11 protein-coding genes are annotated in these 13440 nt (G+C 39.3%); 6 read left to right on the top strand and 5 right to left on the bottom strand.

The genetic code is table 11. The features are described from left to right. The first annotated feature begins 110 nt into the window (after positions 1-110). The gene (locus PTET_RS10540; protein ID WP_096038606.1) at positions 111-1862 is read left to right on the top strand and encodes a DEAD/DEAH box helicase; all 1752 of its coding nucleotides are present in this window, start codon (positions 111-113) and stop codon (positions 1860-1862) included. A gap of 36 nt (positions 1863-1898) precedes the next feature. On the opposite strand, the gene PTET_RS10535 is transcribed toward PTET_RS10540, so the two are convergent. Further along, positions 1899-2231 carry a ribonuclease E inhibitor RraB gene (locus tag PTET_RS10535; RefSeq protein ID WP_008109396.1) on the bottom strand — a complete coding sequence of 111 codons (333 nt, stop codon included), beginning with the start codon at positions 2229-2231 and terminating at the stop codon, positions 1899-1901. Positions 2232-2423: 192 nt separating this feature from the next. Here PTET_RS10535 and PTET_RS10530 point away from each other — a divergent pair, with 192 nt between their 5' ends. From PTET_RS10530 to PTET_RS10520, 3 genes are all read left to right on the top strand, one after another. Further along, on the top strand, positions 2424-4151 hold the full coding sequence (locus PTET_RS10530; RefSeq protein WP_096038605.1) for an autotransporter assembly complex protein TamA: 1728 nt from the start codon (positions 2424-2426) through the stop codon (positions 4149-4151). Further along, a complete protein-coding gene (tamB, locus tag PTET_RS10525; RefSeq protein ID WP_096038604.1) occupies positions 4151-7837 on the top strand; it encodes an autotransporter assembly complex protein TamB in 3687 nt (1228 codons plus the stop codon). The genes PTET_RS10530 and tamB overlap by 1 nt, the downstream gene beginning before the upstream one ends. A 290-nt stretch (positions 7838-8127) precedes the next feature. Continuing rightward, complete coding sequence (locus PTET_RS10520) at positions 8128-9012, top strand: peptidylprolyl isomerase (RefSeq protein ID WP_096038603.1); 885 nt, start codon at positions 8128-8130, stop codon at positions 9010-9012. A 43-nt stretch (positions 9013-9055) separates the two neighbouring features. Here PTET_RS10520 and queF read toward each other — a convergent pair whose 3' ends face one another. Further along, entirely contained in the window at positions 9056-9901 is an 846-nt protein-coding gene (gene queF, locus PTET_RS10515; protein WP_028834075.1) for an NADPH-dependent 7-cyano-7-deazaguanine reductase QueF, read from the bottom strand. A gap of 59 nt (positions 9902-9960) precedes the next feature. Here queF and syd point away from each other — a divergent pair, with 59 nt between their 5' ends. Beyond that, a complete protein-coding gene (gene syd, locus PTET_RS10510) occupies positions 9961-10500 on the top strand; it encodes a SecY-interacting protein (RefSeq protein ID WP_036953897.1) in 540 nt (179 codons plus the stop codon). Between the two features lie 56 nt (positions 10501-10556). On the opposite strand, the gene PTET_RS10505 is transcribed toward syd, so the two are convergent. The 3 genes from PTET_RS10505 to PTET_RS10495 form a co-directional block, all read right to left on the bottom strand. Continuing rightward, positions 10557-11330 carry a Zn-ribbon-containing protein gene (locus PTET_RS10505; protein WP_024601585.1) on the bottom strand — a complete coding sequence of 258 codons (774 nt, stop codon included), beginning with the start codon at positions 11328-11330 and terminating at the stop codon, positions 10557-10559. A 13-nt stretch (positions 11331-11343) separates the two neighbouring features. Then, complete coding sequence (locus PTET_RS10500) at positions 11344-11610, bottom strand: hypothetical protein (protein WP_024601586.1); 267 nt, start codon at positions 11608-11610, stop codon at positions 11344-11346. 97 nt (positions 11611-11707) lie between these two features. Then, entirely contained in the window at positions 11708-11944 is a 237-nt protein-coding gene (locus PTET_RS10495; RefSeq protein WP_013465367.1) for a DUF2789 domain-containing protein, read from the bottom strand. 295 nt (positions 11945-12239) lie between these two features. Here PTET_RS10495 and PTET_RS10490 point away from each other — a divergent pair, with 295 nt between their 5' ends. Continuing rightward, positions 12240-12896, top strand: a complete 657-nt coding sequence (locus PTET_RS10490; RefSeq protein WP_028834078.1) for a GNAT family N-acetyltransferase — start codon at positions 12240-12242, stop codon at positions 12894-12896. The last annotated feature ends 544 nt before the right edge of the window (positions 12897-13440 follow it).

Raw genomic sequence — 13440 nt, 5'->3', positions numbered from 1 at the left:
TATAAACAGTTTGAATATTAGTTTATGAATATAAATTATTTAAACAAATGTGAAATAAAGCTGTCTTCCTAAAACATAACCATTAATTAGATTAAGAATTCTTACCTTTGATGACCTACACCCTTAGACCCTATCAGCAAGAGGCGGTTGAACGCACCGTTTTACACTTTAGAAAAACCAATGATCCTGCTGTCATTGTGCTGCCTACAGGTGCGGGTAAAAGTTTAGTGATAGCTGAGCTTGCGCGTATTGCTAAACAAAAAATATTGGTGTTGGCGCACGTAAAAGAATTAGTTGAGCAAAATGCTCAAAAGTATAAAAGCTTTGGTCTTGAGGCGAGTATATTTTCCGCAGGATTAAAAGAGAAGTCGTTAACCCATCAGGTCACTTTTGCGAGTGTGCAGTCGTTATCACGTAATTTAGACAAACTTAATGAGCACTACTCACTACTTATTATTGATGAGTGTCACAGAGTAAATGGCGAAAAGAAAAGCCAATACGGTAAGGTTATTAATGCACTTAAATTTCACAACCCTGAATTAAAAGTATTAGGCTTAACAGCAACGCCTTACCGCCTTGGGTTAGGCTGGATTTATCAGCATCATTACCATGGGTTTGTAAGAGGCAATAAAGAGAGTCCATTCAAACACTGTATTTTTGAATTACCTTTGCGCTATATGATCAAGCATAACTATTTAACGCCCCCTAAAGAGGTTGATGCTGCAATTAGCCATTATGATTTTTCATCTTTAACTAGCAATGCATTTGGGCAATATAGCAATGAGGATATGAATGCGCTGTTAAAAAAATCGACCCGTGCAACTCAAACAATTTTACAACAGGTTATACAATACAGTGAAAATCGTTACGGCGTGATGATTTTTGCAGCTACGGTTATGCATGCACAAGAGATAATGACTTATCTACCAGAGGATCACAGTGCGCTGATCACGGGGGATACGCCAAATAGCGAACGCGATAAAATAATTAAACAATTTAAAGCTAAAAAATTAAAGTATTTAGTGAATATATCGGTTCTTACTACCGGCTTTGATGCCCCCCATGTTGATTTTATTGCTATTTTACGGCCCACAGAGTCGGTAAGTTTATACCAGCAAATTGTCGGTAGAGGCTTGAGGTTGGCTGAGGGTAAAGATGATTGTTTAGTGATTGACTATGCGGGCAATGGCTTTGATTTATTCTACCCAGAAGTGGGAGATAAAAAAGGCGATAGCGATAATGAACCCGTGCAAGTGCTGTGTCCTGGGTGTGGCTTTGCCAATATATTTTGGGGCAAAACAGATGCTGATGGCAAAGTAATCGAGCACTTCGGCAGGCGTTGTAAAGGTTTGCTAGAAGATGATAACGGTTTAAGCGAGCAATGCGATTACCGCTTTCGTTTTAAAGAGTGTGAGCAGTGCGGCGCACAAAATGATATAGCTGCTCGAAAATGCCATGATTGTAATGCTGTGATGGCCGACCCAGATGATAAGCTGCGCAATGCGTTAAACCTTAAAGATGCATTAGTCCTACGTTGTAGCGGCTTGAGTGTGGTAAAACTTAAAGAGCAATTGTTAAAAATTACTTATTTTGATGAAGACGGAGCCAGTTGTGATGAAATTTTTGATTTATCAAACAAAGGTGCTCGGTATTACTTTCATCAGCAGTTTGGTAAGCGTGTAAGTCTGGGCCAATCCCCCATTGAATTTACCAGTGCAGAGCAAGTTATAAAAGCGCAGTTTGATTTAATACCACCGGATTTTGTGATTGCGCGAAAAAGTAAGAAATATGGCTGGAAAGTAGCAGATAAACTTTTTGATTATAAAGGCAGCTTCAGAAAAGCAAACCAGCTAAGTCGATAGACTAAGCTGGATATCATTCATCATTTAAATTAGGGATTATGCCTCTTCTGCGTCTAATCCCCAACCATCACCATAGCCATTAAAGCTGTTCGCTATGCTTTCAATGTATTGTTCTGCTTGGCCTAACAGTGCATGTTCAGGCACCATTTGTACATGGGCAATTACTTCCCAAACGCCGGTATCTTTGCATTTTTCAACATCAGCAGTTTGCACTAATGCATCGTTTACAATCTCAGTTGCAAATTTTTCGGCATCAACCTGTTGTTCAAATAAAATGTAAAAATCAATTTGTTGCATTTTACTTAAATCTACACCAGCGGCGGAAATTTCAGCAAGTAGCTGGCCATTGTCATCATCAGGGAATTGCATTAAAAAACTCATTAATTTTATTTTGTACTCGTTATAGCTATTGTAACCAAAATAAACCGTTAACGCGTACTAAATTTTGACTGCATCTTTGAGTGTTAATTGCGATTAAGTTAATGTTAGGCTCATTGTGGCTATGGTAGTATATCTCTGTCTAGCGGTTTATTTTATGGATACCACAGTAAGGATATTTACTTGTTCAATCAGCTTTTAAAGTTTTTTTGTTTTTTTTGCTTGTTAGTAAGCCTGTCTTCTATTGCCTCTGAAAATATAATTGAAGATTATGAAATTAAAGGGATCAGTGGCGACTTAGAAAATAACGTTGCACTTTATTTAAAACAACTTGTTGGTGAAAAACCAACCCGTACACTTCGTCGGTATGCAAAAACGCAAGTTGAGAACAGTATCAAAGCCTTAGGTTATTATAGTCCAGTAGTAAATATTGATTTTGATAAAGACGAGCGCGAACTTGTTGTAAATATAGAGCGAGGCCCAGCCACACGTATTGAGTCACTTAATATAACGGTTAATGGTGAAGCAAAACAGGATCCGTTCGTTCAAAAAACGATTGAAAATCTTAATTTAAAACAAGGTGATATTTTAAATCATGGGGTTTATAGCAGCGCGCATAAAAAAATAGAGTCAGTATTGCTAGAGTATGGATATTTCGATGCAAAATGGCCTGTTAGAAAATTTGAAGTATCACTCCAAAAACACAGCGCAACCATTACTTTTACTATTGATAGCGGAGTTCGTTATCAATTTGGTGATATTTTAATTGCCAGAAATACTCCAGCCGAAAAATATATCCGCTCTTTGGCGCCATTTAAAATGGGTCAGTCGTACAAAGCATCCTATATTGCCGATTATAATCTTGATTTATCAAGTACCCCTTATTTTAAGAGCGTGCGTGTTTACGCCGATATTACAGCGAGAAAAAACAAGCAAGTTCCTATAAAAGTGGATGTGTTACATAAACCAGAAAATAGTTATGAAATTGGTGGTGGCTTTAGTACAGATTTAGGGCCGAAAGTACGTTTTAAATGGAGTAAACCATGGATCACCGATAACGGGCACTATCTTGAAAGCAATTTAAATGTTTCTCAAAAACAGCAAGATATTTCCATGGCTTACACCGTGCCGGTGAATGATCCGAACGATGATTTATGGCGCTTTTCTGTCGGTTATAAGTTGGAAGATGAATTAACCAATGAAACCTACAGTGAAATACTAACAGGTCAGTTACAGCGCCAGTGGTTAACTGAGCATAAATGGGTACGAACGGCTTTTTTAAGGCGCGAGCAAGAAACCTACCGCATAGGGGATGACGAAGAAAAAACAACTGAAATGTTAATGCCTGGGATCAGTTATGCGCGTAAACAATCAAAGGGTGGCACCACACCTTATTGGGGGGAGCAGTGGTCTATTTCAGCTGAGTTTGGACTCGATAGCTTACTCTCAAGTACCAATTTGGTTAGAGTTCAATTACAGCATGCTTGGTTACGTACTTACCTTGACCGCCATCTGATCTTTTTAAAAGCAAACGTGGGCGCAATGATTGTTAATGATATAAATAATGTGCCATTTTCTTTGCGATTTTATGCCGGTGGCGATCAAAGTGTCAGGGGTTTTGCTTATCAGTCGATTTCTCCGCAAAACGAGCAGGGTGAGCGTATTGGTGGTAAATATTTATTAGCGAGTACCGTTGAATACAACTACCAATTTGCTAAAAATTGGCGAGCTGCGCTGTTTGTTGATGGGGGGACCGCAACCAATGATTTTTCAGAACAATTTGAAGTAGGTGCAGGATTTGGTTTTCGTTATTTAACACCGGTTGGTCCGATAAGAGTTGATCACGCGTGGGGGCTCACAAAAGAAAGTAAAAGTACCCGTTTAAGTATTACCATAGGGCCTGAAATTTAATGTCAGTATTTAAAAAAGTAACGGCGATAATTAGCGCCGTTTTAGCAACGCTGTTAGTTACACTGTTTTGCGTTTTGTTTACCGCCCCTGGTAATCAATTGCTTGCTTATACAGCGAATAAATTGGTTGATGGATTAACCATTGAAATAAAAAATGGCCGATTTTTATACAATGACGCATTTAACTTACAGTTTGACCAAAATGGCTTAAGCGTTAATGCACAGCAACTAAAGATAGATTTATTTTGGTGGCAATGTGATGGTATTTGTATTGATAATTTAAGCGCTAAGTCGATTAAATTAACCTTGCCAAAAAGCGCTGAAAATAAAGACGATACGCCAACCGAAGCAGTAGAAAAAATAACCTTACCCTTTAATATTGCATTAAAAAATCTAGCTATTGATGAATTTATTTTAAATCATTCAAGTGCAAATGTAACACTTAACACTCTGCAATTGTCGGCAAAGGCTGAAGGGTCTGATGTTACAATTAAACGCTTAACCATTCCTCGTATTAATGTGGTATTAAAAGAGCAAACCGCAGCTCAACAAGCAGCGGCTAATCAACAAACAACAACAGCTATTAAGGAATTACCAGCTTTACCCAATATCTATTTTATCTCGCCACTTAACATCAATGTTGAGCAGTTCAATATCACCAACGTGACAATAAATCAGGGCGAGCAACACTATTCAATTGATGATATTGCCCTGCAAATGAGCGTAGAAGATGCCACTATTAAAGTACAGTCACTATCGGCAGGTTATCAGCAGTGGCAGTTAAATACTCAGCTTGATGCAACACTGGAAGGGGCTATGCCTATTAACGGCAACATTAGCTTAAAAGGGAATGAACACGGAGCTACTCTTGATATAAATGGTGATCTAGCCAAGCTTAACATTGCGCTTGATACCACAGGATTATTTCCTTTAAATTTGAGAGCAACAGCCAACCTCAAACAGAAAAACTATCCCTTTAGTGTTAATGGCAAAATTAATCAATGGCTTATTAATACACAAAATAATGAGCTAAAGGTTAAAAACATCAATTTAAGTGCCCAAGGTAATGCTAACGACTATGAATTAAGTTTAACGGGTAATACTCAGCTAGATGCTTATCCAAGTGTAGATTTAAATGCTCAGCTAAAAGGCACACTAACCAAGGCAACGCTTGAAACGCTTGCTTTAAAAACTAACGATAGCGCTGCGAATATTCAAGCACAGCTTGATTGGCAACAGGGAATTAAAGCGGACTTTACCGGCGTTTTATCAAATTTAAAAGCGCAATACTTAACCGATGCCCTAACCAGTGATGTTTCAGGGACGTTTAAAGGCGTATTTAACGCCCAAGTCGATACCTGGCAGCTACAAATGAACAATACTAAGCTAGCTGGCTTTTTAAACAACGTTCCCTTAGAGTTTGCTGCAAACTTTAAGTTAGATAATCAATTAAAAGCGGATATCGATAGTTTTTATTTAAGTAGTGGTGCTAACAAGTTAACTTTGAATGGGCAGGTAGATGATACATGGCAAGTTGACGGTGATATCACGCTTAATAGTGATGAGCAGGCTAATCTTCCTTTTATTGCTAACGGTAAAGCGGATTTAAAAGTACGCGGCAACAGATTAACCCCTTCGGTTAACTTAGCCGTCATACTAGATCGTTTTATTTTTAATGAGATAAACATTAATAAACTTGCTATAAAATCTCAACTAGATACGGCCGCTGATTGGCAAACTGATCTCAGTGTTAATGTTGCATCTGCACTGGTCGCTGGGCAGCAAATTAATAATATAAACATAGCTGCCAGTGGTGATAAAACAGATCATCAACTTAGCGCGTCGATTGATGCCGAAAAAGGCGCGGTGGAACTTGAGCTTAATGGCAAAATGAAAAATGCCATTTGGAATGGTGAGCTAAGTGACATAACCCTTAGTGATAAAAAGCTGAGTTTTAATAATACTAAAAAAATATCCGTTATGGTGAATACACAAAACGGGGATTTTGATGTGAGCGCTCATTGTTGGCAATCAGCTCAAAGTAAGTTGTGTATAGATACCTTGTCGCAAACAAAAGCGCTAGGGCAGTTTAATGCAAAGCTTGCTAACCTCTCACTTGCAGAGCTTAAGCACTTATTACCAGATAATATTCGCACACGCGGAGACTTAACAGGTGATTTTGCTGCTAATTGGCAGTCAGGTGCACTTAAAACACTCAGAGCCAATGTAAATTCTAATGGATTAAATGCAGTGCTAACCTCAGAAGAGGATCGATTTAAACTCCCAATAGAAACACTCAGTATTCGTGCTTTTTCAGATTCGCAGGTTGGTAAAATTGAAGCTAACTTGGCATCCAGTGTGTTAGGTAAAATAGCTACCGATATAAATATTGACGACATTCAAAATACACAAACACTCTCTGGTAACGTTAATATAGATAAAATTTTACTCTCAGACATTCAGCCATTTTTAGATACGCTTGAGCAACTTAAAGGGGCAATCAGCGGACAGGTTACATTAGCAGGAACGCTCAAAGATCCTCAGTTAGATGGTGAGCTTAATATAGCAGACATTAATTTAGAGGGAGAGCAATTACCCGTTGCACTTAAAGACTCTAATATACATATTTTATTTAATAAAACCACGGCAACGATTAAAGGTAACTTAAGTGATCCTCAAGGCGGGCAAGTTAAACTTACCGGTGATGTTGATTGGCAAGGTGAGCAACCCGCGGTTAATGTTGCAGTTGTTGGCAATGAGTTTTTTGTTAGAGCGCAGCAGGGTGTGATATTTAAAGTATCACCCGATCTAAAAATCGGCATAGCAGATAACGCGCTTAACCTTGTCGGTGAAGTGGTTGTGCCTTATGGACGTATAGAAATTGAAGAGCTGCCCGAGGGCGCGGTGCAAGTAAGCGATGATGAAATAATTATTGATCAAAAAACACAAGCGGCTAAAAAAGTCCCTTTTGATTATGATGTAGACTTAAAAGTAACAGTAAAAAATGATGTAAAAGTCGAATCGTTTGGACTCAAGTCTAAAGTAACTGGTGATTTAGCGCTTAAAATGAGCCAAGGTACGCCAATTATTGCAACCGGAGAGCTTAATTTAATAGAAGGGACGTATTTAGCCTTCGGGCAAGACTTGATAATTAGAACAGGGCAAGTAGGTTTTAGTGGCGCAATCGACAAACCGTATCTCAACATTAAAGCGATTCGTAACCCAGATAATACCGCTGATGGTGTGATTGCCGGGGTGACTTTAACCGGCAGTGTTGAGCAACCTACGTTAAAAGTATTTTCTGAGCCTGCGATGGATCAAGCCCAAGCCTTAGCCTATTTACTCAATGGGCAACCATTAGGAGAGGGCGACAGCTCTACAGATGCTATGTTAACTCAGCTATTACTTTCGCAAGGTGTGAGTCGCAGTGAGGGAGTGGTTTCTAAGGTGGGTGAAACCTTTGGTTTATCTGATGTAAGCTTAAGCTCTAAAGGCAGTGGTGAACAAACAAAAGTAGAAATATCGGGTTATATAGCCCCAAGCTTACAGGTTAAGTACAGTGTCGGGGTGTTCGACTCACTCAGTGAAGTGGCTGTGCGCTACCAGTTACTCTCTAAACTATACATAGAAATAACCAGTGGCTTATACCAAAACGTAGACATACTGTATAAGTTTGATTGGGACTAGGGTCTGTTGACCTTTGCGGATTAAAATTTGTTCAAACTAGGGGCGGTTTAATCGCGGCGCGAGGTTTGTAACCTAGTGGGCTAAGTAAAAACCGAGTAACAAAGAGTAAATTGCCCCTAGGCAGAACCCGAAGGGCAGCGCCTGTTTGGCATTGATGCTGCGTTATCGCCTATTTATGGGGAATAACCACACCACATAGGCTCTGCCTTGCCTAAATACCAAACAGGCTGCTGCAAATTTAACCTTGAAAGGTCAACAGACCCTAATAGATAACAATAAAAAGGAAAGGTATGAAAAAGTGTGTAGTGACCCTTTTAGTGTCGGCCTTGTTAGGTGGGTGTGCCCAGCACAGTACTCAATCACCAGCCTCATCGGCTAAAAAGCTAACAAGCAGTGAGATTATTGCGGCGGCTAAAGATGATGAATGGCGATGGGTCGAATCAGAGAATATTCTAAAGTTAACCCTGCCCACAGGCGCCGCATATATTGAGCTTAACCCCAAACTTGCGCCTAAACACACTGCGAATATTAAAAAACTGGCAAGACAAGGCTTTTATCAAGGTACTCACATTTACCGTTTTGTTGAAGGGTTTGTAGCTCAAGGTGGCGATAGTACGGGTAAAAAGTTAGCCAAAACTAAAGATAACACGGTGCCAGCGGAATTTTATTTAACCACCACTGAGCCACTTTCAATAACCGAGATGGGCAGTGATGGTTATGCACCCGTAACGGGGTTTTTAGGTGGCTTTGCGGTTGCACAAAACCAAGCGCATACACAAACGTGGCAAGTCCATTGTCATGGCATATTTGCAATGGCGCGCGATAACGATATAAACAGTGCCAGCAGTGAGTTTTTTGTCACCATAGGTCAAGGGCCGCGTTATTTAGACAAAAATATTACCGTGTTTGGTCGGGTGCTTAAAGGCATGGCACATTTTCATCAGCTAGTGCGAACGCCAACTGAGAATACCGAGTTTAACCCCATTACTGATCTACAAGTATTAGCGGATGTAGCAGACGATAGCAGCCAATTTAAAGTAATGAAAACAGACTCTGATTCATTCAAACAATTAATTATTGCTAGGGGTAACCGCAGCGAAGAATGGTTTGCGTACAGCCATAATTATATTGATGTGTGTGGCATGGCGGTGCCAACTAAGCAACTTAATGACTAAAAAAGGAGCCTCAGGCTCCTTTTTTGTTAAGGTAACGCGACACTTATTGACGGTTTATTTTTACCGAAAATGGGGTTTCGTTATAATGTGTTGAGCGATATGGGTTTATATCAAGCCCACCACGGCGCGTATAACGAGCGTATACTTCAAGTTCTTTAATATGGAGTTGAGTGGTTAAGTCGCTGTAAATACGTTCCACACATTGCTCATGAAACTCATTGTGAGTTCTAAATGAAATTAAATAGCGTAATAATGACTCACGACAAACTTGCTCACCGGTATAGCGAATAATAATACTCGCCCAATCCGGTTGTGAAGTAATTAAACAGTTAGACTTAAGCAAGTGGCTATGCAAAGTTTCGGTGACTATTTTATTGCTTTGTGATTTAAGTGAATGGGCATCAATATGGTAGTTATCTATCTCAATATCTAACTCATCAATACACTCACCTGGAAGCGGTGTGCAAGGAATACAATTGTAGTCATCAGCGCTGTATAAGGTTACCTTTACAGGGCTGTTTACCGCATTGGATAAGTCGTCAATTAAATGTTGTTTAACAATTTCAATACTCCCAAAACGGCTTTGATTAAAGCTGTTTAAATAAAGCTTAAACGACTTTGATTCAATAATATGACTACTTTGACATTCGAAAGTAAACAATGCCACCGCAACTTGAGGCTTACCTTTAGTATTTAACCAAGACAGTTCGTAACCTGTCCATATGTCTTGGCCTTTAAACGGCAGCGCAGTTTCATCAATACTTAATGAATCGCGATTAAGCTTGCGAGCAATAGGAAAAAGCAAGCTGGGCGTGTATTGATCGACATACTCAGTAGATTGACCAAGTACGCTGCCTTTAAGATCGGGAGAATTGCTGTAATCTGTCATGTTTGCTCTTAAATAGTTACAATGGATGCATTATATATAAATTAAATGAGTTTCACAGTATGTCTGTTGCAATGCAATTAGCTCAACTTCACGAAAAATTTAGCGAACAAACGATTACTAATACACAAAAGCGCCCATTAATCGTCCACGATGAGCAATGGCCAAGCCCATGTGAAATAGGTAGCGCCGATGAACATGGCATGATCCAATGGCAAGCGATAGTTAGAGAGCCTACAGGTTCATTAACCGATCTCGCTAACGCATTGGAGCTTGAGTTTCCAGAGGCGTTGAGTCAATTTTATGGTCATATGTTTGCTGGCAGTGTTGTAGCCAATATTGACGGACATCAAGTGGAATTATTACAAGCATGGAATGAAGATGATTTTGACCTACTGCAACAAAATATCACTGGCCATGTTTTAATGAAACGTAAACTCAAACAAGCGCCAAGTGTATTTATTGGGTTAACCGACCAAGACGATTTGCTTGTTACCGTATTAGTAGAAACAGGTGAGGTGTGCTTAGAGTATGTAGGTAAAAAGCCACATCATGTACTTGCCAAAAACCTCAGTGAATTTATAGCATCGTTGACAGTATAATTATAAGGTAGTTTTAAGGTGTGATGTTTTTAGACATAGCACCTTAAGCGTGGGATTTATTGAAAATCCCACGAAATATTAGAGACTAAACCACACGGTTCACACCTAAAATCAAACAAGCCAAACCATGGCTCGGGTAATTTCCATTCACCATGGCAACTCGGGCATTTACGCTCAAGTTCAGAGGCTTTATCAACCCCCCCTACACGGTATAAATAATAGTAAACAGGCTTTTTAGTTAAAAAACTAATCCGTTTAGTTATATCTTTACCACGGCGGTATAAATCACTTTGGGTGCTGGCTATTTCTTCAAGCGCTGGAAATTCACAGCGTGTTGCACCATTAATTTGAATTTGATCGCACGCTTGCCAATCTTCTTGCCATTTAATTAGTGTTTTATAGTCACCATTAGCAATCGCAGGAATCTTAAATAGCGGCACGGGTAAAAAGTCATCGCCACAATACAGTGGGCTACATGTATGCACATAGGTGGTGTATAAAATATAGCTTGATGGCTCTTTACAGCCATCGGCGCCATTGGAGTGAATATCTTGACCGATGACCTTTACTTTGGGAGCAAGCAAACCAGCGCCATGAAGCTTTTCAACACTGTGTTTAACAAACGCACTGTTATTAAGTGGGTGCATGGCGTCTTCGGTCGGGCACATTACACGAGTAATAAAATAGCCATCTTTTAAAACCGTTGGAAATTCCTCTCCAATGATTTGGCCATTAAAGCGTAATGCATTCACTAAGCGGTTTATTGCCTGCTCGGCTTGCTCTAGGGTTGTGTCTTGGTAGCAATCAAATGTTAAATCAACAACAAACATTTATAGTCTCAAATTATTTTTGCTCTAGCAAAGCAAGTAATCGGTCAAGTTTTTGCTCAATTCTATCTAACTGAGTGTTTTTAGGATCTGAGTTACTTGCTTGCTCGGGTGTTTTCATTAAATTATAAATTGAATCGGGATTATTTTTATATTGACTCACTGCTGCAATAATAACCGGCATAGGAAGTGGTTTTACTAAACGGCTTTTAGTTAGTGCAACAGTGGGGACTTTGCCTTCATCAAGAAGGACTTTAATAGCTTCAAATACAGCAGCATTCATTCGATTTATAACTCTTTAATAAAGTAAGCTCGCAACATGGAAGTTGCGAGCAGGTATGGTAACAATAAAGTGGCTCAGACACATTAAAATGTGCGATTTAATTATTTTGACGAAGGCGAGAGTCGAGTTCGTCAATTACCTCACTCCAATCGCCATCAACCGCCAGCGATTCAGCAATAAAGTGTTGTTGGGCTTCATCCCAAAAGGGAGCATCTTGCAATAATGTGGTATCCGAAATGGCATGCGATGCAATAAATGCATCTATTTCTGCTTCTGTATTAGGTAACCCTAATTGTGCGAACAATGTATTTATGTCGTGCTTAGTCGTATCCATAATCGTGCTCCTTAATGAATTAATACTTAATACTTATTAACTCTAGGGGGGAATGATATATCTAGCCAGTTTAACCCTTACTGAATTTACGCTTTATTTACTCAGTAGTAAGTCGCTAAAGCATGATCTGACTCAATGCAGTGGATGAGCGTACTAACTAAAATGTAAATTCGCTTATTTGCCCCACTTAGGTATATAGTTATATGAGCATTTGGTCATCGTTGTAGTTCAAAATTAATCCCAAACAAGTTACGCGGCGTAATGACAAAGGGTATAAAATAATAAAGGAAATAAAATGACAGCCACAGCAGAATCCACAGACACGTTTAGCGTGCAACATATTGCACCAGAAGATATCAGTACCGCTGCAAGCCTTATATATCAGGCCTACCAAAATGACCCTATTTTACAAACTCTGCTAGGGTATAACGAAAAAAGCCCTCTGGACTATGAAAAAAAACTCCGTGCGCTTATTCGCGAAGAGCTCAGTAGCTTTTGGCAAGAAAAACAGCCTTTAATTGGCCTTTACCGTAACGATAAGTTAAAAGCAGTTGCTTGTGTATTTGAGTCAAGTAGCCAACTTCAAGCAGAGCGTTATTGGCATTGGCGATTAAAGTTGATGTTAAGTGCCGGTTATTTGCAAACGAATCAATTAATTGAAAAAGAAAAAACTATTCGTGATGCACTAAAGCCGCAAGGCAATTACTACTTTTTAGCGTTTATCGCCGTTGACCCACATTTTCATGGTCAAGGGTTTGGCCGCCAATTACTTAAAGGCTTAGATGGTTTATTACATGACAATCCTGAGTCCTCTGGTATAGCGGTATTTGTGACTCGTGACGAACATACGCAATTTTTTAAATCACAAGGCTTTGAGCACTTTAAGCAGCTCACATTTAACCGAGTTAAAGGTGAATTACTTTTTAAAACTGCTCTATCTGTACAAGGCTAGGTGTTTAGAATTGTGATGGTAATTGACTTTCGGATTGAGAATCTCAGTCAGTGGCATCTAGTAGCTTACTTAGTCGCACGTGAGCAGTGAAAAATTGGCTGCCGCTGCGAGTAAGAATTGTTTGCAAAAATCTCATAATATAGTCCCTGTATGTAACCCTACCAGTGTACTGGTTAGGGTTCGTTTACTACACAATAACGTCAAACGTAATTGTGTGTTCAACTTCATTGCCTCTGTATTAGTAACAAATATGAGCTAGATGAGCAAACTATACTGGAGCTAGAGTAAAAATGGTGGGGGCGTGCATAGAAATAGAGAACCTAAGGCGGGTTTCAGCCTACCTAAAGAATGGTTACCTTCAAGTTGAATTAATCAACCCATTCGGCTTAACAAGGAAATACCTAAAATGCTGATATTTAAAATAAATCACACATCAATTTGTTATCTTGAAAAATGTGGAGAAATCAAACCAGTATCATGAAGATTGCAGTTTCCTTGTCCAGATCGAATAACTTTTCAACAATCCACGGAAATCATAATAGTG

Origin of the sequence: Pseudoalteromonas tetraodonis, from assembly GCF_002310835.1 — a bacterium.
GTDB classification, from domain to species: domain Bacteria; phylum Pseudomonadota; class Gammaproteobacteria; order Enterobacterales; family Alteromonadaceae; genus Pseudoalteromonas; species Pseudoalteromonas tetraodonis.
Note: the sequence above shows the minus strand (reverse complement) of the source record. Positions and strands in the feature narration are given on the sequence as shown.